We start from the raw sequence: 18170 nt of genomic DNA, 5'->3' as shown, positions 1-18170 counted from the left end.
CTCGAATTTGCGTTATCGGCCAGAGGACAGGCGCATCCGGTTCAGCACCCCGTCCCGTTTGATGAAATGATGCCAGATGGCAAAGGCAGCGTGACCTAATGCGACGAACAACAGGGCATTGCCCACGGTTTCGTGGACCTCACCAGCAACATGGATACCCCCGAACCAGGCCAACATGCCGAAGATTGGCACCGCGACCATCAGCGCATAAAGCAAGAGATGTCCCAACTTTGCTGCGGTCGCCATCAGGGCCGAGCTCTCCTCAACCGGGTCAGGCGCGCCCTGTCGCCACCGAAGAAGGATGCGGACCAGGATCAGCGCAAAGACGATGCAGCCAAGCCAGACATGAGGGGTGGCCCCTTCTGTCCAGACCGTGTTGCCCTCGAGCCGGGCGTGCAGGGCCCGTCCCATGCCATCGCTGCTGATCCATTCGCCGATGATGATCACAGCGATCAGCCAGTGCAATACGATTTGGGGCTTTGAGTAGCGGTCCAAAGTAGACATTCGTTTGCTCTTTCAGAGAGGTTGCGGATACGCGTTAAACGTTGCTGCCTAAGCTTTCCGTCACTTCAGGCTCCGGGCGGGGGCGGCGGCAAGATCGTGAACAACTGCGCCAGTTCCTGTACCTCACCCGCCTTTTTCCAGCCGTCCTGACCGGCGGTCCAGACATGGGTGTCTCGTGTGATCTCTCCGTCTGTCGCCATGCGGCCCATCTTGGCCTTGGAAAATGGCCCGCTGGTTTGCCCGTCAACGGCGATATGCCAGACATGTTCCACTGGCGGTGGCGGCGGAGGCGCCGTATGCGCCGCAGGTTGCTGGGCAGCGGGGGCGGAACCGCCCCACAGACCGCTCGGCTGACCCGCTGCCATGTTCGACATCTGCTGTGCCATGGCCATGCCCATTCCCATGCCAAGGCCAGCGCCCATGCCACCGCCCTGACCGGGATTGTTGGCCGCGGCTGTCATCGCCTCAGCGGCTGAATACTGGGTGAATTTACCCAGATCACCAGCCAGCCCCATCGATGTCCGCTTGTCCAGCGCCGCTTCAACTGCGGGTGGCAGTGAGATGTTCTCGATATAAAATTCAGGCATCTCCAGCCCGTACCCGTCCAAGACCGGGGTCACTTCTGCCGCGATCAACTTGCCCAGATCGGCGGTATTGGCGGCCATGTCCAGAACTGGAATGCCTGATCCTGCGATGACCCGGCTGAATTCCTGAACGATGATATTGCGCACCTGAAAGCTGATCTCATCCATCGTGAACTCACCATCGGTGCCGACGATTTCGATCATGAATTTTGCTGGGTCTTTGACCCGGGTTGTATAAGTACCGAAAGCGCGAATGCGGGTCGGTCCGAATTCCGGATCGCGCAGCATGATCGGATTCTTGGTGCCCCATTTCAGGTCATTGAAGCGAGTCGTGTTGACGAAATAAATCTCGGATTTGAACGGAGACTGAAAGCCATGGTCCCAATGCTGCAGTGTCGTCAGGATCGGCATATTGTTGGTCTCAAGCATATAGAGACCGGGGGTGAAAACATCCGCCAGCTGCCCCTCATGCACGAAAACGGCCGCCTGGCCTTCGCGCACGGTCAGTTTGGCGCCGTATTTGATCGCATGGCCCTCGCGTTCGAACCGCCAGACCATCGTATCGCGGGTGTCGTCGACCCAGTGGATGACGTCGATGAACTCGCCGGTCAGAAAATCGAAAATACCCATTTGGGGTCTCCTTATCTTGGGCTCACAGCTGCTGGCCCATCAGTTCGCGCGCAATGATCCGCACCACGGGACGCGCGTCTTCGACAGCCACGCCAGGCTCAAGACGCGGGTCATAGAGCATTGTCAGTAATTTCTCGTCATGGCTGGTCAGCAGCGCAAATTCATCGTCATCATTAAAGATGGATGGTCGCGCAGCGTTGCTGTCATTGGAGAGTCCCAGCCCCTGCGCCATTTCTTCGTGGATGCAACTGCGCCGCAGCATATCAGGCAATTCAGCACGGATCAGCACCACCGCCCGAACAAATCGGTGCAGGGACCGGTTGGTCGGAGACGCGATGACAAAACAGTCAATATTTGAACGCGGGTTTGCAACCAGGTCAAGCAATGGCTGATCGATGCCAGGTACAAGCTGTTTCAGGCGGGAGACCACGTATGCACTGTCATCCTTTCCCGCGAAAAAGACATGGAAATTTGCCTTGCGGGTAACGACAGACATCGGATGACCGGTCACTTTGGACAGCCGCGCGGTAAAGATCTCGACCTGTTCGGCATCCTTTGCCCGCATTTCGGGGGACACAGACGGGGCGAATTCTGTCTGAACACGGATGGGGGTGGACCATCGGCTAAGCTGGCCCTCGGTCGAATATGTGGTCGCGGTGACGGCGTGATCTGGATACTCGTTGAAAAAGGCAATCGCCTCGAAATTGCGCTCCAGATCGCTGGCATCATAGGGAGTGTCCGGCCCGCCGCCATCGCTGCGCAGCATACCACGCGTCAGCAGGTCACGTTCTACCCGCTGATAGAACCGCGCCAGATCCTGACTGGCCGCAGATGGAGGTACATAGGCATTAGGGGCAGGCGCTGGGGGGACTACGGGGCGCGGTTGAGGGGCAACCGAAGACGTCAGGGCCTCGTCGCAGTTGGCCAGCGCCAGCAATGCGACCAGACCCAATACGGGCTTCAGATATCCCTGTGACCGCACCTTCAATCCACCATCAGCCCGGAACAGCTGTTCCGGCGTTGTCACCGATACCGTCCTTGCGCGCTTTGGCTGCGGCCAAAGTGTCGCGCAGTTCGGTTTCCATCTTCTGCAGCTCTTGCTCGGCAGCGGCGCGTTTGGCCTTGCCTTCATCCGCAATCTCCAGGCTTTCATTGATGGTTCCGATCAGATCGGCATTGGCCTGTTTTACGGCCTCGATATCAAAGACACCGCGCTCCATTTCCTGACGGATCACCTTGTTCGACTCGCGCAGGTTGGCGGCATTCGCAGTCAGAAGGTCGTTGGTTAGGTCATTCGCATCGCGCACGGCGGCGGCGGCCTCGGCGCTGCGCTGAATGGTGACGGCTTGAGCCAGCTGGGTTTCCCAGAGCGGCACGGTGTTCACTAGGGTCGAGTTGATCTTGGTCACCAGGGATTTGTCATTTTCCTGAACCAGACGGATCGAGGGCAGCGACTGCATGGTGACCTGTCGCGTCAGCTTCAGATCATGCACCCGGCGTTCCAGATCATCGCGCGCAGCACGCAAATCGCGCAGCTCCTGCGCTTTCATCACCTGATCCTCTTCGGGCGCGGCCTGAACCTCGGCCTCTTTCTGAGGAATGTCCCGGCTGTCCAGTTCGTTCAACTTCTCTTCGCCGGCTGCGATGTAAAGCGCCAGCTCATCATAAAAGCCCAAGGTTTTTTCATACAGGATGTCCAGGGACTTGATGTCCTTCAACAGCGTATGTTCATGCGAAAGCAAGTCATCCGTGATCCGGTCGATCTGGCCTTGAACCTGTTCGTATTGGGCGGTGAACTTGGCGAACGGGGCGGCCTTGCCCAACAGTTTTTCCCACCAGCTACGCTCGCGCCGCACGTCGAGTTCGCTGACCGAGAATCCACGGATCGTGGTCACGATATTACGCAGGCTGTCACCTGCCGGACCGACATCCTTGTTGCGGACATCCGCCAGCATCGCCTGGCTGATTTCCTGCAACTCGGCCTGCGCACCCGAGCCGAAGGACACGATGGAATTCGTGTTCCCCATGTCGATCTCGCCCATGCGTTTACGAATTTCAGCACCTACAGGCTCGTCGGCCTCTTTCAGAAGGACAACTTCCGCCGTGGGGTCGGGCAGGGCTACGGCGGTCACTTCCTGTACCAGCGTTTCGGCTTCGACTGCCTTGTTCTTTACTTCCTCGGACATGGGGTAATCCTCTCTGTATACTTTGGGCCGGTCAGTCCAACCGAACGCCTTCGCGCTGCAACCGTTCGCGCAGCACGTCAATTTCAACCGTCAGATCGCTGCGGTCATCCAATAGCATCTTACGGGTCCTGGCAGAGAAATTCTGTTCCAGGTCATCCAGTAGAGACGAGTAATTCTGCAGCGACTGTGCATCACGTGTTCTGGCATAAACATCCGAGAATTTGACCGTCGCGTCACGGGCACCCTGCAGATAGACGGTCAGGTATTTTCTTGCTCCGGCCAGATCGCGCGGGTCTTCTTCGACGGTGCGAAACAAATCGCGGGCAGTTTCCTGAAATCGCTCGACCCGCGCTTCGATCCGGCGGTCCCCAGCACGTTTGATGGCGTCGGTCATTTCGGTCAGATGCGCCTCAGCGTCTTCGACTACCCGTGCGACACGGTCCTGCTGAAAGGTATCGATGCCTTCCATGCCTTTGTCTGACATAGGGTCCAGGCCGAAGGAAACGGAATGCAACACAGCAGCGGCGGTGCCGAATAAAACTGGGGCGATGAGGCTGGCGTCAGACACGGTTGCCGCATCGAGAAACTCGGATCGGTATGAGGCCAATCCAGCCCCAAGGCCGGTCAGAACGCTGGAAAATATCTTGCGGGGAATTGCCGGGCGCCGGGCTGTGCGCCGCGCGTTATAGGCCGCTTCGGCCCGCAACCCTTCGCGCAGCAGAAAGGCCGCCCCGGTCAGCAAACCAGCGGCAATCAGGCCAATGGTCATCCCGATTGCACCGTCGTTCAGCGACAGAAACACCAATGGAACAGCCGGGATAAACAGGATATTAGCCCGTGCTCCAGCTGGTTCTACGCGCGCGCCATCAAACTGACCGCGCGCCGGTTGATCTGTCGACGAATCTGAGTCGTTTGGGCTGTATTTGCCGCCAAAGCGTTTGGCCATGTGCTTACAGCCCTCCCAGTAACCCGGTGCAGACGCCGAACAACAGAACCAATAAGGCCACGTAAGCCAGTTTTTGTACTCCGGACCCGGACATGATGCTCCCTGAGTTTCTCTTTGCGGAAAACTTAGGGGATGCGCGGCCCCGGCGCTAGGGGGAAGGTTGCCTAACCCTTATCATTTGCGAGATTTCTTGCCGATCGGAGGCCGTTTGCGCTGTGGTCGTGCAGGGCGTTTGGCCGGAGCCTCGGGCTCAGCCTCAAGACCAAGCTGATCACGCATGACCCGGCGGCGAATTTCCTCGACCTCTCCGGGTTTCAGTTTGCCCAACTGAAACGGGCCGTACGAGACGCGCAGCAACCGGTTCACGGCAAAGCCGATATCCTCGATCGCGCGGCGGATTTCGCGGTTTTTACCTTCGCGCAGGCCAATGGTCAGCCAGGCGTTTGCGCCCTGTTGCCGATCGAGTGTTACGTCCATCGGTTGGAACCGTTCACCCTCGATCACCAGCCCCTTTCGGAGCGGCGCGAAATCCTCGTCTTTTGGACGCCCGTTTACACGGACGCGGTATCTGCGCAGCCATCCGGTGGCAGGCAGTTCCAGCTTGCGCTTGATGCCGCCATCATTTGTCAGCAACAGCAACCCTTCCGAGTTCAGGTCAAGCCGCCCGACGCTCATGACGCGGGGCATGTCCTCGGGCAGTTTGTCGAAGATCGTCGCGCGGCCTTTTTCGTCCTTCGTCGTCGTAACCAGACCGGGTGGCTTGTGGTACAACCAAAGACGTGACGGTTCCGGCTCGGACACCGGCTTGCCGTCGACGGTGATCTTGTCTTTGGCGGTAACGTTCAGCGCGGGGCTGTCGATGGTCTTGCCGTTCACAACCACACGACCTGCTTCGATCATGCGTTCCGCTTCCCGGCGCGAGGCGACGCCAGCGCGGGCAAGGACTTTGGCGATCCGGTCGCCTGGAGGAGGGGTATTAGTCATTTGCAGCCCATAGCGCATCCCGCCGCCTTGCGAAAGGCAGGTTTCTGATGCAGTCAGAGGCATGGAGTTCAAATCGTACATGGATATCGCGCTTGAGCAGGCGCGCGAAGCCGGTGAACGCGGCGAAGTTCCGGTAGGGGCTGCTATCGTGCTGGGCGACCGGGTTGTCGCCGTGGCAGGCAATCAGACACGCGAGTTGAACGACCCAACCGCACATGCCGAGATACTGGCCCTGCGCGCCGCCTGTGCTGCGACCGGATCGGAACGCCTGATTGACCACGACATCTATGTCACACTGGAACCCTGCGCGATGTGCGCCGCGGCTTTGGCCGCCGCTCGTGTTCGGCGGATCTATTACGGGGCCTCTGATCCCAAATCGGGTGGGGTAGCTCACGGGGCGCGGGTGTTTTCCCATCCACAGTCGCACCATAAACCCGAAGTGTTTGACGGTATTGCCGCCAAGGATTGCGAAGCCCTGCTGCGCGAATTCTTCACCAAAAAGAGGGACAGTAAATAATCTGGGTTGGGACCGGCCTGCGGTGCTAGGGTTTGGCCCAGTCCACGCGATAGACCGTCTGTGGCCCACCGAACCCCTTTAGTTGAGCCGAAATCGGAGCGCTGAACTGCAGCCCGGCGGTCGCGCCCAGCAGCAATCGGGTAACGTCGGTGACAAGAATTTCATTCGCGCCACAAAGGCCAGTCACCCGTGCGGCCTTATTGACCACCGATCCAAAGAAATCCTCGTCACGCTGAATGACATCGCCGGTATGAATGCCAACCCGAAGACCCAAGGGTATATCCGACTGTAGGGCCGCATTTTCCCTTTGGAATTCGGTCGCCGCTTGGATCGCGTCGTGGACAGAGGAGAAGATCGACATCGTGCCATCCCCAAGTGATTTGACCAGTCGGCCGCCATGGGTGTGAATCAGATTTTCAGCCAGATCGAAATGGCTGGATATGAGCGCGGTCCATTTGTGATCTCCGACCTGACGCGTGATTTCAGAAGAACCTGCGATATCAGTAAACATGACCGATGCCGCGCCCTCTTGTTGATCCTGAGTGAATTCCTGCCGAGCTGCCGCGATCAATGCGTTCAGCGCTTCATGCTCGATCCCGATTTTCTCCATGTTCGAAGTCGGGTTGGAGACATGCATCTGGATCATCTTCCAGACACCGTTTTCCAGATGCAATACAAAGGTGAACCTATGGAGCGCGGCTTTGCCGTTTGATGTGAATGCAAGTGTTGCTTCGCAATGGACCCATCCTATGTCACCGCATTCAAACGCCTCGAGCGAATGTTCGTCCCAGCTGAAATCCGGAATTTCGCGGGTGTGGTCGGCAAAGCCCTGGCGGAACACCTGTCCGGACCAGCTTTCGCCATCTGCCGACCCCTGATACCGCAGATGTTCAGATGACGAGAGCAGGTTCATCAGCGCGGCGCGATCCTTGAGGCGAACCGCATCATTCCAACGCCGTACGACAGCGACCAGTTCTGGAGAGGGTGTTACCGCGTTACTCATCAAGCGGCTACAGCTTGATGGCTTGCATCAGCTGCGGTTCGATCACCTCGACACCCGGCAAACCGTCCGCCAGCACCTGCGCGGATTGTTCCAGAATCGGGAAGGTCTTGTAATGGCAGGGAATCACGGTTTTGAAATTGAAATAGCGCTTTGCAGCATAGGCGGCGCCTTTCATGTCCATGGTAAAGTGGCCCCCTGCGGACAGGATACCTATATCGGGTTTATAGTAATCCCCCATCCAGTCCATATCGGCCATGATATCGGTGTCGCCCGAAACATAGAGCATGTGCCCCTCGGATGAGATCATGAAACCGACCTCGCTGCCGCCGGTGCGCAGCCCGTCTGGGGTTGAAAATGTCGAGCTGTGCGAGGCGGGTACCATCGAGACCATAACACCGTTCAGGTTGACCGTGCCGCCTTTGTTGAAGCCGACTGTTTCCAGACCTTCAGCTTCGCTCCAGTACCCCATCAGGTCATACTGACCGACCACGGGGACGTTCAGATGTTTGGCCAATGAGACAATGTCAACGACATGATCGAAATGCGTGTGTGTCAGCAGGATATGTGTCGCGCCTTCCAAAGCAGCGTCATGCTGATCTTCAGGCAAAACGGGGTTGCCGGTCAGCCAAGGGTCGATCAGCAGAACCTGTCCTGCTGTTTCAATGCGAAAGCTGCCATGCCCAAGCCAGATGATATTCATGAAAAGCACTCCCAAATGAACTGTTGGCAGCAGACTAGCATCGGGTATGTAAAATTTCATGGATTGGTTTCGGGAAATTGACAGCTATTGTGAGCGTTTATCGCCTGCCTATTGGGCAGAGCCGATAAATGCGGTTACGAATGCCGCCTTTTTGATTGCGGCTTTCATTATGTGGCGGCGGGTGCGCGGGCCGGGGATGCCATTGGCAAAAATGCTTGTGGTTATCCTGGTCGGCATCGGAATTGGCAGTTATTTGTTTCACACCCATGCACAGGTCTGGTCCGCGTTGGCGGATACTGCACCCATCCTGCTTTTTATTCTGACCTATATTTTTGCAATGAATCGCGACGTCTGGCAGTTGCGGCCGCTTTACGCGTGGATCGGCGCGGCCCTGTTTGTGCCATATGCCGCTGTGACGATTCCGGTGTTCCAACTGATTCCGGGTCTGGGCGGATCGGCCGCCTATGCTCCGGTGCCGCTATTGATCCTGATTTACGCAATCCTGTTGTCGAAACGCCGGCCTGATACCGCCCGCGGGCTGGCGACCGGCGCAGTGATCCTGATCGTGTCGATCTCCTTTCGCGCTTTGGACGCACCGATTTGCACGCAGTTCCCGACTGGTACGCATTTTCTGTGGCACATCCTGAACGCCACGATGTTGGGCTGGATGATCGAAGTCTACCGCAGGCACCTAAGCCGTGCGTCTCAGGCCTGAAACGCAGCAGCCAGTTCTGCGGGCAGGTCAAATTCGGCCAGAACCCTGGTGCGTGCATCGGATGACATCTTACGCGCGGTTTTCTCCACAATGCTGAGGATTTTTTCCTGCGAGTGCTTTTCGGCGAAGGGAGCGAAATACCATTTGAGGAACACAAAACAGGCCACATCTTCCAGCGCCTGCACCTCGTTGTCACGTTTGATACCCTGCTTGCGCACCATGCGTCCGGCGTCTTGGATTTCGTTTTCTTCAAATCCGCACTGCTTCATCAAGGTCATGACGGTTTGCGCATGGTGTTCGCCCTGCGCCTTGCGCCAAGCCAGATACCCGGCGCGCCCTTCGGGATATTCACTTCGGGCCAGCTTCCAGCGTTCAACATGTTGCCCGCGTGCGGCGATCTCAAGCGAGTTCGATGCATCGGGAAAAAGCCTGGCCAGTTCAGCGCTCATGCGTTGTCCGTAAAGCAACGCTGCGGGTTGGCCGTTCTCTAAGGTTGGATCTTGGATGTTGGCTGCGTCGATTGCGTCCAGGACTGCCTGTTTTCGCGCGCTCATTCTATGCTCCGTGGGCTTGCCGGAAATCCGGCGGTGTGTTCGGACGCATCGTAGCGAGTCGGCAAATCAAACGCAGCAGTCAAATGCGAAATTCCGGGTCGGAGAGGGGGATCCGACCCGGACGAAGTTGTGGCGTCAGTTACCCAGCTTCGTTTTGTCCTGTGTAACTGGTTCGGAAACCTGATCGGGGAAAGACAGGTCGCGGGTTAGCGAACCCATGGTGGGTCCGAATGCCTGAGCTTGCGTAGCAAGAACAGTAGTGGCCAACACAAATGCGGTCATGAGCGTTTTCATCATCTTACTCCAGTTAGTGGCTGTGCCATGCTGTAAGAAGTGAACGGCGCAGTTCACTTTTTCAAGGCGGATTCTGAACTAATTGGTTTACTTTTGTGCATAGGCGCTATGCATTTTTGTATGGCTAAGCCGCCTCCTTGCATAGAAGGGGCAGAACAACCGCCTGCTACCCTTGCGACCGAGGCATCAGACAGGTAAATGCCCCCTGACGCATATGAGGTTTTCCGATGTCGATTGACCAAAGCACCGCCGCAAAGGTGGCCAAACTGGCCCGGATCAAGGTCGAGGATGACGCGCTGCCTGCGCTGGCATCCGAGTTCAACACCATTCTTGGGTTCATCGAACAGTTGAATGAAGTGGATGTCGACGGTGTCGAGCCGATGGTTTCGGTCGAACCGATGCGCCTGAAGCGCCGCCAGGATGTGGTCACCGACGGCAACCAGCAGGACAAGGTTCTGGCCAATGCCCCCGACGCACGCGAAGGTTTTTTCGCAGTCCCCAAAGTGGTGGAGTAAGACATGAGCGATCTGAACAAACTGGGCCTGGCCGAAGCCCGCGACGCGCTGCGTGCCGGTGATGTCACCTCGGTCGAGCTGACCGAAGCCTGCTTGACCGCCATTGATGCAGCAGATGCGCTGAACGCTTTTGTTCATAAAACCCCCGAGATCGCGATAGAACGTGCCAAGGCAGCGGACGCGCGCATCAAAGCGGGTGATGCGCCGTCGATGTGTGGTCTGCCGATCGGCATCAAGGACCTATTCTGCACCAAGGGCGTGCCCTCGCAGGCAGCCTCAAAGATTCTTGAAGGCTTCAAACCTGAATACGAATCTACCGTTTCGCAGCAACTGGCCGACGCGGGTGCCGTGATGCTGGGCAAGCTGAACATGGACGAGTTTGCCATGGGCAGCAGCAACGAAACTTCGGTCTATGGCAATGCGGTCAGCCCGTGGCGCCGTGGCAATGACGACGCACAGCTGACACCGGGCGGGTCCTCCGGCGGATCGGCTTCGGCGGTGTCAGCTGATCTGTGTCTGGCCGCCACTGGCACCGATACTGGCGGCTCGATCCGTCAACCAGCGGCTTTTGTCGGGATTACTGGCATCAAGCCGACCTATGGCCGGTGTTCGCGCTGGGGCATCGTGGCCTTTGCATCCTCACTGGATCAGGCCGGACCGATGACCAAGAATGTCCGCGACGCGGCGATCATGCTGGAAACCATGTGCGGTCATGACCCCAAGGATTCCACCAGCGCCGAGTTGGCCGTCCCGAATTTCGAGGCCATGCTGACCGGCGACATCAAGGGCAAGAAGATCGGTATCCCCAAGGAATACCGGATGGACGGCATGCCCGCCGAGATCGAAAAACTCTGGGCAGATGGCGCGGCGATGCTGAAGGTCGCAGGGGCCGAGATCGTCGACATTTCGCTGCCGCATACCAAATACGCGCTGCCCGCCTATTACGTGATTGCGCCTGCCGAGGCGTCCTCGAACCTGGCGCGCTATGATGGTGTCCGCTATGGCCGCCGCGCGCAGTTGGGGCAGGGCGACGGCATCACCGAGATGTACGAAAAGACCCGCGCCGAGGGCTTTGGTCACGAGGTGCAGCGCCGGGTGATGGTCGGGACATATGTTCTGTCGGCGGGTTTCTATGACGCCTATTACAACCGCGCCCGCAAGGTCCGTACCCTGATCAAGAAAGATTTCGAGGACGTCTTCGCCGCCGGTGTCGACGCCATCCTGACCCCGGCCACGCCTTCGGCGTCGTTCGGTCTGGGTGAAATGACCGAGGCGGATCCGGTTCAGATGTATCTGAACGACGTCTTTACAGTGACGGTCAACCTTGCTGGTTTGCCGGGCATATCGGTTCCTGCAGGTCTTGATTCTCAGGGTTTGCCGCTTGGTCTGCAGCTGATTGGCCGTCCATGGGACGAAGGCGATTTGCTGAACACGGCCTATGCGCTGGAAAGCGCTGCGGGCTTTGTGGCCAAGCCGGGGAAATGGTGGTAATCCTCTGATCAACAAGACAACGTAGAACGGAGCAGCTGGATGCGCTTTTCGATTCTGATCCCCGCAATCGGGTTGATGGCCGCCTGTAACACGGTGGCCCCGGTTCAGGGTACAGGGTTCAACACCCCGACTTATCAGGCGCAAAGAGAAGCTGAGCTGGCAGGGCAGGGCGGCACTGGAAGCCCTCTGCCGGAACCCTATGAGGTCTCGCAGCAACCCTTGGGCTCGCCCACATCCGGCGTGGATGGCGCTGACCTGGCCACCGCCACTGCTGCAGCGCTTGCAAGCACCTCGACGCAGGCGGCCGCCGCTTCAGCATCGGTGCCGACTGCGAGCAACAGCGGCATCTCTGACGAACAGGATTTTGCTGCGGTTTCTGAACGTCGCAGTATCGAAACCGATGCTGCTCGAATCGAACAGAACAGCCAAACCTATGAGGTTGTCGCCCCAACCGCGGTTCCGCAACGCGGAGCGGATGGTCAGCCAAACATCGTCCAATACGCGCTGAGCACATCCAATCCGGTCGGTGCCCAGCTTTACAGCCGTGCAGGGTTCAACCTGCAGGCCAAGGCACAGCGGAATTGCGCGAAATTCCCATCGGCGGACCAGGCGCAGATCGAGTTCCTGTCAAATGGCGGTCCCCAGAAGGACCGCAAGGGGCTGGACCCTGATGGCGACGGATATGCTTGCGGCTGGGATCCCAGCCCGTTCCGCAGTGCCGTCAACAACTGATCCTCAGCCCATCTGGCACCCATCCCCCAATTTCGGAGACCGCCGAGATGGGTTGGTGCCGTCATTGATCGTTTTGCACTACACCGCAATGGACAGCGCGCAGGCTGCGCTGGATCGCTTGTGTGACCCGGCCTTCGAAGTCTCTGCGCATTACCTGATCGGTTCCGATGGCACGCTTTGGCAAATGGTGCGCGAAGAGGACCGGGCCTGGCACGCCGGGGCAGGGGAGTGGCGCGGGCGAACCGATATCAACTCGCGTTCAATTGGGATAGAACTGGACAATCTTGGCACCCATCCTTTTCCTGAACCTCAGATGACCACGCTTGAGTGGCTTCTGGCCCGTATCATGGCCCGATGGGCGATTGCACCGGACGGGGTTATCGGCCATTCCGACATGGCTCCGGGGCGCAAGGTCGACCCCGGCCCTCGCTTTCCCTGGCAACGGCTCGAACATCTCAATCTTGCTGGCCAACGTGGCCAGGATGATGGCCCGCAAGAGGCCTCGATGCCGCTGTTCCGTGCGTTGGCGCAACAGATGGGCTTTTCGCCCGAAACGGACGACGACACACTGCTTGCCACCGTGCGTCTCAGATACCGCCCTTGGGCCAAAGGCCCGTTGGAACCTGCGGATTTCACCTCGCTCGGCCATGCGGCGCTCTGGACCTGATCGGCTTTTCATCTGACCAAAAATATCTCGGGGCTGAATTGACCGCAGGCCAAGAAGGGGCTGCCCCTTAACGCCCTATCGGCCCTTGACGCGGCCTGACACTGCGCATACCCACGTCTCCGCGCGGAGGGCCGGATGGCTGCTGGGGCGTAAGCCCGAGAGGAAAGTCCGGACTCCACAAGACAACGGTGCCGGGTAACGCCCGGGCGGGGCAACCCGACGGAAAGCGCCACAGAAATCAGACCGCCACGACGTGTCGAAGGTTCGCCTCCGGCAAAACGTGGTAAGGGTGAAACGGTGGGGTAAGAGCCCACCGCGCCCCTGGCAACAGGGGTGGCACGGCAAGCCCCACTGGGAGCAATGCCAAATAGGGTCCCCACGCGGGCAGGTCGGCGTCCGCCGATACCGCCGCTAAGTGCGTCTTGGCCGAGAGGGACCGGGTTGGCAGCTTGAGCCGTGCAGCAATGCACGGCCTAGAGGAATGGTCATCGAAGGGGGCAACCCTGGAACAAGATCCGGCTTACAGGCCCTCCGCGCGTTAATATTGCTAAGACGAATCGCGTTGTTCCACAGGTGGGTCACGGCTGGAGTCATCCTTTGATACAGGTCTTGCTGTGGCTGCTGAGCTGGCATCCCTTGTGGCCGAAATGGCCGCGTTAAGGTCTGCGATAAGCTGGGGGCAGGGACGATCTTGTGTTTTGATGAAATCTGCGCCGATCTACCCGAATTCAGGTTGACTCGGCTGCATGACCGGGTAAAAGCGCACGCTCATAGGAATTCAACCGAAAGGCCCCTGCCTTTTCGGACGCAGGAGATAACCATGGCGAAGCCGACGACAATCAAGATCCGTCTGAACTCGACCGCGGGCACGGGCCACTTCTATGTGACCAAAAAGAACGCGCGCACCATGACCGAGAAAATGACCGTTCGTAAATACGACCCGGTCGTTCGGAAGCATGTCGAGTACAAGGAAGGCAAGATCAAGTAATCTGCCGTCCTGCTTGGACAGAATGACAAGGGTCCTGTTTCGACAGGGCCTTTTTCGTTTGCGCGACGATGTTTCATACCTGAATCTATCGGCTCAAGGCAGCCGGAGCGCGCTTGGAGGCCGTTGCAGCTAAGCATCAGCAGCCGAGGCATTCGTTTGCCCGCTGGGTTGCTTTTTGGAATGTATTGCAACTACGCTTGAGCTAACCGTTCCAAAATGTTGGCCGTCATGAAAAAAATCTTGTTATCCACAGCAACTATTCTGGCTCTCGCAGCCTGTGAAGACCCCTATAACCGCGAGGGTGTTGGCTTTACGGGCATTGATGGTGAGCCGCGGAGCATCAGCGAAGTGCCGGGTGCGGCGGCGTTTGTTCCAGAGTCCACCAATGTTCCGGCAGAGTTGGCAGAGCTACCCCCGGTCCGAGTTTCAACGGACGAGACCGATCCGGGTAAAATTGCACGTGTTGCAATAGAAAATGGCGCGCGCAGCGATACCAGCGCAGTAGTCGTTTCTGGCTCAGATACAAACCTGTTCCTGAGCACTGTTGAAGTGAACGGAACGCTTTTCGGCGTCGTGCGTACCGAAAATAGCCGCACCAGGGTTCCGAATACGATTGGTGCAAACTTTGGTACTGGCGCCGAACAATTCACTGGCTGCTTGCCTGTCGGCGACGTTTATCGCAAAGGTTCAGAAAAGCGCAGTTCCGGATTTGCTGTTCAGTTGAACTGCAGCTAAAGTTCCGTTCGCTTTCAATTCCAAGGCCTCGTCATCAGGACGGGGCCTTTCTTTTTGGGAGCACGTGGCGAGGAGCTGACCGCAGGGCGACCTGCTGCAGGCCGCAAAAGAAAAGGGCGGGTCGTTTCGGACCCGCCCTGTTTATTTGCTGCTGTAATGCGGTGTGCTACTCTTGTTGCCCCATGAACATCAGCAAGAACTGGAACATGTTCAGAAACGAGATATAGAGGCTCAGCGCGCCGTCTATAGCCGCTTTGTTCAGCCATTCCTGGTCACCATGTGTTGCATGCGCAACGTAGGTGTTTTTGATGTCCTGTGTGTAGAACGCCGTCAGGCCAGCAAAGATAATCACTCCGATTGCCGAGATCGCGAACATCATCGCAGGCGATTGCAGGAACATATTTATGACCATCGCCACCAGCAGGCCGATCACACCCATAATCAGGAATGTGCCCATGCCGCTTAGATTGCGCTTGGTGGTGTAGCCAAACAGGCTCAGACCAGCAAAGGCAATCGAGGTCACAATGAACGTCTGCGCGATCGAGTAAGGAGTGTAGATCATGAACACCGAGCTCATCGAAACGCCCATAACGGCCGCGAATACGAAGAAACCCAGTTGCACCGCCGCAGCCGACCCGCGCCGCATCAGCGCGCCCCAGCCAAAGATCAGGAATGCCAGCGGTGAGAACATCACTATCCATTTCAGCGGCGACAGGAACAGGGTGCCGCCCAGGCTGGTCAGATAACGATCAGCGCCGATCTGAGCAACTGCGTTGCTTGGATCTGAGGTCACGGCAAGGCCAGCAATAGCCCAGGCCGCGAGTGCCGTAATCAGCATGCCCACGGACATTGTGCCGTAGACTTTGTTCATATGGGCGCGCAGGCCCTCGTCAATCTGGGCAGCGCGCGTACCGGTCGCCGTCCGGATCGTGTCAAATTGTGCCATTAAAAGGTCTCCCTCCACATATTCTTTTTGCGTCCCGATGTCAGGCCGCGCTCCTCGCAAATATCGTCAAGTGCGGGCTGTGTTTCAAGGGTTTAACGTGGGAAACAGGCTAAAACACGCAACAAAAATGGCGGCTTCGAGGTGTCAGCCGCCATTCAGTGGTAAAAGTAGTGGATTAGGTTCATTTTTGCCAGAATTCCGGAGCATCCCATATGCGGCGTTTTGCTTCGGCTTCGGCCTCTTCACGGGTAATGCCGATATCGAGAAGGGCGCGGTCGTCCAATCTGGCGAGCTGACAGCGTTGGCGCCGTAGCGATAGCGCATCCAGAACAGAAGTGAGCTTAAAGCGCTGCCGTGGCTTGCAATATGTTGAAGCTGTGATTTGCGTCATAGCCTTGTCCTTTCGGTTTTGCTGATGTGTTGTGCCTATTGCATCAACTTCCTTGATTTATATGGAGGGCTGTGACACATTTTGAAAATGAATATTATTGAACACATCCATAAGGAATCGTGAAGATGCGAAATCTGGACATCACCACTCTCCGCTCCTTTGTGGCAGTTGCCGATCAGGGTGGCGTGACGCGGGCAGCCGGTTTCCTGCACCTGACACAATCTGCCGTATCGATGCAGCTAAAGCGGTTGGAGGAGCTTTTAGGTCTGGAGCTGCTGGACCGAAGTGGCAGAACCATCGCGCTGACAGCGTCGGGAGAACAGCTTTTGGCCTATGCCAGACGCATGATCTCGTTGAATGACGAGGTGATGTCCAAGCTGACGGATCAGGCCTATGAGGGCGAGGTCGTTCTTGGTGTGCCGCATGATATCGTCTATCCGGCGATCCCCCGGGTGCTGCAGAGATTCAACGCGGATTTCCCACGCGTCCGTGTGCAGCTTATCTCCTCCTATTCGCTGCAACTGAAGGATATGTTTAAGCGCGGAGACTGCGATTTGATCCTAACGACCGAGGCGACAGTGGGGCAGGGGGCCGAGACGATTGCCGAGCTTCCTTTGCGCTGGATTGGTGCGCCGGGCGGGTCTGCCTGGCGAAAACGCCCCATTCCGCTAGCGCTTGGGCGTCGGTGTCTGTTCAGGCCGCAGGTCATTGCTGCGCTGGATGCGGCTGGAATTCCCTGGGAGCTTTCGGTGGAAACCGAAAACGACCGTACTATCGAGGCAACGGTCAGCGCCGATTTGGCGGTTCATGCCATGCTCGAAGGGACAGAGGCCGCACATCTTGCCCAGATCGATTCAGGTGGCGTCCTGCCAGAGCTTCCCGCGCATATGATAAATCTGTATGGCGGCGAAACTGGCCGCGGGGCCGTGGTTGAGGCGTTGGCGACGCTGGTGCGCCAGAACTTTCGTTTGCTTGGGGGGGTGCCGCTCAAAGCCGTTGTCGGTTGATCATCCCTCAGGGGGTTATGACGACTTTCCCGGTGGCCGTCCTGTCGCGCAGCATGGCCAGTCCGCGTTCGGCTTCGGACAGGGGCAGGACATGGCTGATATGCGGTTTGATGCGGCCCTCGCTATGCCAGCGAAACAGCGTTTCAAAGCTGTCCGTCACAATCTGAGGTCGAAACTTCAAGTAGCCTCCGATGTAGAGCCCGATGACTGTCAGGTTCTTGACCAGTAGATGGTTGGCCGGAATTTGCGGCACCTCACCGCCCGCAAAGCCAATGGGCAAGATGCGACCTTCGGGGTTGGTCGCGCGAAAGGCGGCTTTAAATACATCGCCGCCGATCGCGTCATATACGACATCCGCGCCTCCTAATGCCTGGACACGGACGCGGAGATCTTCGGATGCGTCGATCAGATGATCGGCCCCGGCCCTCTGTGCCACCTTGAGTTTCTCACTGCCGCGCGCCTGCGCAATAACCGTGGCGCCCATAAGCTTGCCGATCTCTACCGCCGTCAGGCCGACGCCACCTGCCGCACCGGTCACCAGCAGGGTTTCGCCGGGCCTGAGCCGCGCACGATGATCCAAAGCAATAAGGCTGGTGCCATATGTGATCTGAATTGCGGCGGCGTCTTCAAAGCTCATAGAGTCAGGGATTGCGATTGCACGATCGGCTTCGAACACTCCGAATTCAGCAAGGCCGCCCTGGCCGGAATAGACAGCGACGCGGTCACCCGGGTTCAGGTGGCGTACATTGTTTCCAATTTCGCGAACAATCCCTGCGACTTCCATGCCCAAGGAAAAGGGCGCCACCGGGGTGTCCTGATACGTCCCCTTCTGCATAAGGAGATCCGCAAAATTCAAACCGCAGGCTTTGATTTGAATGCAGACCTGGTTGTCGCCGGGTTCTGGCGGGTCGATATTGCAAAGCTGGGCCTTGGCCCCGTTGGTCTGGATATGAAACGCCAGCATGATTTGGCTCCGTCTTTTCGGGCATAGGTCAGTTCTGTCGTGGTCTTGTCAATCTGTTACCCTGCTGAAGACCCCGTTAATCCGGTGTTGATCAGGTGATTGTTTCCAGATCGGAAT

General features: G+C 57.8%; 21 protein-coding genes, 1 other RNA gene and 1 pseudogene. 10 read left to right on the top strand and 13 right to left on the bottom strand.

What is annotated here, in order from left to right:
• Positions 1–12: 12 nt before the first annotated feature.
• The 6 genes and pseudogenes from AC2FHW_RS10605 to AC2FHW_RS10580 all read right to left on the bottom strand — a co-directional run.
• Positions 13–504 carry a cytochrome b gene (locus AC2FHW_RS10605; protein ID WP_271949371.1) on the bottom strand — a complete coding sequence of 164 codons (492 nt, stop codon included), beginning with the start codon at positions 502–504 and terminating at the stop codon, positions 13–15.
• A gap of 65 nt (positions 505–569) precedes the next feature.
• On the bottom strand, positions 570–1718 hold the full coding sequence (locus tag AC2FHW_RS10600) for an SPFH domain-containing protein (RefSeq protein ID WP_496821884.1): 1149 nt from the start codon (positions 1716–1718) through the stop codon (positions 570–572).
• Between the two features lie 22 nt (positions 1719–1740).
• A complete protein-coding gene (locus AC2FHW_RS10595) occupies positions 1741–2745 on the bottom strand; it encodes a DUF2927 domain-containing protein (RefSeq protein ID WP_496821882.1) in 1005 nt (334 codons plus the stop codon).
• Positions 2714–3904 (bottom strand): toxic anion resistance protein, encoded by a 1191-nt coding sequence (locus AC2FHW_RS10590; RefSeq protein WP_281994942.1) that lies wholly within the window; start codon positions 3902–3904, stop codon positions 2714–2716. The genes AC2FHW_RS10595 and AC2FHW_RS10590 overlap by 32 nt, the downstream gene beginning before the upstream one ends.
• 31 nt (positions 3905–3935) lie before the next feature.
• The gene (locus tag AC2FHW_RS10585; RefSeq protein WP_271949379.1) at positions 3936–4850 is read right to left on the bottom strand and encodes a 5-bromo-4-chloroindolyl phosphate hydrolysis family protein; all 915 of its coding nucleotides are present in this window, start codon (positions 4848–4850) and stop codon (positions 3936–3938) included.
• 177 nt (positions 4851–5027) lie between these two features.
• Positions 5028–5834: pseudogene (locus AC2FHW_RS10580) on the bottom strand (pseudouridine synthase); the annotation flags it as partial.
• Between the two features lie 61 nt (positions 5835–5895).
• Between AC2FHW_RS10580 and AC2FHW_RS10575 the strand changes: the two are divergent.
• The gene (locus AC2FHW_RS10575; protein ID WP_496750252.1) at positions 5896–6351 is read left to right on the top strand and encodes a nucleoside deaminase; all 456 of its coding nucleotides are present in this window, start codon (positions 5896–5898) and stop codon (positions 6349–6351) included.
• 25 nt (positions 6352–6376) lie between these two features.
• Here the strand turns inward: AC2FHW_RS10575 and AC2FHW_RS10570 are convergent, their stop codons facing one another.
• Both AC2FHW_RS10570 and AC2FHW_RS10565 read right to left on the bottom strand, forming a co-directional pair.
• Positions 6377–7354, bottom strand: a complete 978-nt coding sequence (locus AC2FHW_RS10570; RefSeq protein ID WP_496821880.1) for a nuclear transport factor 2 family protein — start codon at positions 7352–7354, stop codon at positions 6377–6379.
• Positions 7355–7361: 7 nt separating this feature from the next.
• Positions 7362–8054: a metal-dependent hydrolase gene (locus AC2FHW_RS10565; RefSeq protein ID WP_281972713.1), complete on the bottom strand. Its 693-nt coding sequence runs from the start codon at positions 8052–8054 to the stop codon at positions 7362–7364.
• Positions 8055–8112: 58 nt separating this feature from the next.
• Between AC2FHW_RS10565 and AC2FHW_RS10560 the strand changes: the two genes are divergently transcribed.
• Complete coding sequence (locus AC2FHW_RS10560; RefSeq protein WP_496701581.1) at positions 8113–8769, top strand: ceramidase domain-containing protein; 657 nt, start codon at positions 8113–8115, stop codon at positions 8767–8769.
• On the opposite strand, the gene AC2FHW_RS10555 is transcribed toward AC2FHW_RS10560, so the two are convergent.
• Complete coding sequence (locus AC2FHW_RS10555) at positions 8760–9323, bottom strand: DUF4202 domain-containing protein (protein ID WP_496821878.1); 564 nt, start codon at positions 9321–9323, stop codon at positions 8760–8762. The genes AC2FHW_RS10560 and AC2FHW_RS10555 overlap by 10 nt on opposite strands.
• Positions 9324–9458: 135 nt before the next feature.
• Positions 9459–9617: a hypothetical protein gene (locus tag AC2FHW_RS10550; protein WP_185956681.1), complete on the bottom strand. Its 159-nt coding sequence runs from the start codon at positions 9615–9617 to the stop codon at positions 9459–9461.
• Positions 9618–9844: 227 nt separating this feature from the next.
• Between AC2FHW_RS10550 and gatC the strand changes: the two genes are divergently transcribed.
• The 7 genes from gatC (at position 9845) to AC2FHW_RS10515 (ending at position 14745) form a co-directional block, all read left to right on the top strand.
• Positions 9845–10132, top strand: a complete 288-nt coding sequence (gatC, locus tag AC2FHW_RS10545; protein WP_142636734.1) for an Asp-tRNA(Asn)/Glu-tRNA(Gln) amidotransferase subunit GatC — start codon at positions 9845–9847, stop codon at positions 10130–10132.
• Positions 10133–10135: 3 nt separating this feature from the next.
• Positions 10136–11623, top strand: coding sequence for an Asp-tRNA(Asn)/Glu-tRNA(Gln) amidotransferase subunit GatA (gene gatA / locus AC2FHW_RS10540; protein WP_496693846.1), 1488 nt, complete (start codon positions 10136–10138; stop codon positions 11621–11623).
• A gap of 39 nt (positions 11624–11662) precedes the next feature.
• Positions 11663–12355, top strand: coding sequence for a hypothetical protein (locus AC2FHW_RS10535; protein WP_281972717.1), 693 nt, complete (start codon positions 11663–11665; stop codon positions 12353–12355).
• Complete coding sequence (locus tag AC2FHW_RS10530) at positions 12306–13022, top strand: N-acetylmuramoyl-L-alanine amidase (RefSeq protein WP_281972835.1); 717 nt, start codon at positions 12306–12308, stop codon at positions 13020–13022. Before AC2FHW_RS10535 ends, AC2FHW_RS10530 begins: the two co-directional genes overlap by 50 nt.
• 123 nt (positions 13023–13145) lie before the next feature.
• Positions 13146–13561, top strand: an RNA gene (gene rnpB / locus AC2FHW_RS10525) — RNase P RNA component class A.
• 281 nt (positions 13562–13842) lie between these two features.
• Positions 13843–14010, top strand: coding sequence for a 50S ribosomal protein L33 (gene rpmG / locus AC2FHW_RS10520; RefSeq protein ID WP_007799108.1), 168 nt, complete (start codon positions 13843–13845; stop codon positions 14008–14010).
• A 228-nt stretch (positions 14011–14238) separates the two neighbouring features.
• Complete coding sequence (locus AC2FHW_RS10515; RefSeq protein ID WP_185956682.1) at positions 14239–14745, top strand: hypothetical protein; 507 nt, start codon at positions 14239–14241, stop codon at positions 14743–14745.
• A gap of 166 nt (positions 14746–14911) precedes the next feature.
• Here AC2FHW_RS10515 and AC2FHW_RS10510 read toward each other — a convergent pair whose 3' ends face one another.
• Together AC2FHW_RS10510 and AC2FHW_RS10505 are read right to left on the bottom strand one after the other, a co-directional pair.
• Positions 14912–15691 (bottom strand): Bax inhibitor-1/YccA family protein, encoded by a 780-nt coding sequence (locus tag AC2FHW_RS10510; RefSeq protein ID WP_142636741.1) that lies wholly within the window; start codon positions 15689–15691, stop codon positions 14912–14914.
• Between the two features lie 181 nt (positions 15692–15872).
• The gene (locus AC2FHW_RS10505) at positions 15873–16082 is read right to left on the bottom strand and encodes a DUF1127 domain-containing protein (protein WP_142636743.1); all 210 of its coding nucleotides are present in this window, start codon (positions 16080–16082) and stop codon (positions 15873–15875) included.
• A gap of 125 nt (positions 16083–16207) precedes the next feature.
• On the opposite strand from AC2FHW_RS10505, the gene AC2FHW_RS10500 reads away from it, so the two are divergent.
• Entirely contained in the window at positions 16208–17089 is an 882-nt protein-coding gene (locus AC2FHW_RS10500; protein ID WP_142636745.1) for a LysR family transcriptional regulator, read from the top strand.
• Between the two features lie 7 nt (positions 17090–17096).
• Here the strand turns inward: AC2FHW_RS10500 and AC2FHW_RS10495 are convergent, their stop codons facing one another.
• Complete coding sequence (locus AC2FHW_RS10495; protein WP_496728958.1) at positions 17097–18053, bottom strand: NADPH:quinone oxidoreductase family protein; 957 nt, start codon at positions 18051–18053, stop codon at positions 17097–17099.
• Between the last annotated feature and the right edge of the window lie 117 nt (positions 18054–18170).

The organism is Ruegeria sp. YTSA108, from assembly GCF_059610185.1.
Note: the sequence above shows the minus strand (reverse complement) of the source record. Positions and strands in the feature narration are given on the sequence as shown.

Coding starts and splice junctions, on each gene's coding strand:
- AC2FHW_RS10605 (WP_271949371.1), bottom strand. CDS start 504: ATGTCTACTTTGGACCGCTACTCAAAGCCCCAAATCGTATTGCACTGG.
- AC2FHW_RS10600 (WP_496821884.1), bottom strand. CDS start 1,718: ATGGGTATTTTCGATTTTCTGACCGGCGAGTTCATCGACGTCATCCAC.
- AC2FHW_RS10590 (WP_281994942.1), bottom strand. CDS start 3,904: ATGTCCGAGGAAGTAAAGAACAAGGCAGTCGAAGCCGAAACGCTGGTA.
- AC2FHW_RS10585 (WP_271949379.1), bottom strand. CDS start 4,850: ATGGCCAAACGCTTTGGCGGCAAATACAGCCCAAACGACTCAGATTCG.
- AC2FHW_RS10575 (WP_496750252.1), top strand. CDS start 5,896: ATGGAGTTCAAATCGTACATGGATATCGCGCTTGAGCAGGCGCGCGAA.
- AC2FHW_RS10570 (WP_496821880.1), bottom strand. CDS start 7,354: ATGAGTAACGCGGTAACACCCTCTCCAGAACTGGTCGCTGTCGTACGG.
- AC2FHW_RS10565 (WP_281972713.1), bottom strand. CDS start 8,054: ATGAATATCATCTGGCTTGGGCATGGCAGCTTTCGCATTGAAACAGCA.
- AC2FHW_RS10560 (WP_496701581.1), top strand. CDS start 8,113: ATGGATTGGTTTCGGGAAATTGACAGCTATTGTGAGCGTTTATCGCCT.
- AC2FHW_RS10555 (WP_496821878.1), bottom strand. CDS start 9,323: ATGAGCGCGCGAAAACAGGCAGTCCTGGACGCAATCGACGCAGCCAAC.
- AC2FHW_RS10550 (WP_185956681.1), bottom strand. CDS start 9,617: ATGAAAACGCTCATGACCGCATTTGTGTTGGCCACTACTGTTCTTGCT.
- gatC (WP_142636734.1), top strand. CDS start 9,845: ATGTCGATTGACCAAAGCACCGCCGCAAAGGTGGCCAAACTGGCCCGG.
- gatA (WP_496693846.1), top strand. CDS start 10,136: ATGAGCGATCTGAACAAACTGGGCCTGGCCGAAGCCCGCGACGCGCTG.
- AC2FHW_RS10535 (WP_281972717.1), top strand. CDS start 11,663: ATGCGCTTTTCGATTCTGATCCCCGCAATCGGGTTGATGGCCGCCTGT.
- AC2FHW_RS10530 (WP_281972835.1), top strand. CDS start 12,306: ATGCTTGCGGCTGGGATCCCAGCCCGTTCCGCAGTGCCGTCAACAACT.
- rpmG (WP_007799108.1), top strand. CDS start 13,843: ATGGCGAAGCCGACGACAATCAAGATCCGTCTGAACTCGACCGCGGGC.
- AC2FHW_RS10515 (WP_185956682.1), top strand. CDS start 14,239: ATGAAAAAAATCTTGTTATCCACAGCAACTATTCTGGCTCTCGCAGCC.
- AC2FHW_RS10510 (WP_142636741.1), bottom strand. CDS start 15,691: ATGGCACAATTTGACACGATCCGGACGGCGACCGGTACGCGCGCTGCC.
- AC2FHW_RS10505 (WP_142636743.1), bottom strand. CDS start 16,082: ATGACGCAAATCACAGCTTCAACATATTGCAAGCCACGGCAGCGCTTT.
- AC2FHW_RS10500 (WP_142636745.1), top strand. CDS start 16,208: ATGCGAAATCTGGACATCACCACTCTCCGCTCCTTTGTGGCAGTTGCC.
- AC2FHW_RS10495 (WP_496728958.1), bottom strand. CDS start 18,053: ATGCTGGCGTTTCATATCCAGACCAACGGGGCCAAGGCCCAGCTTTGC.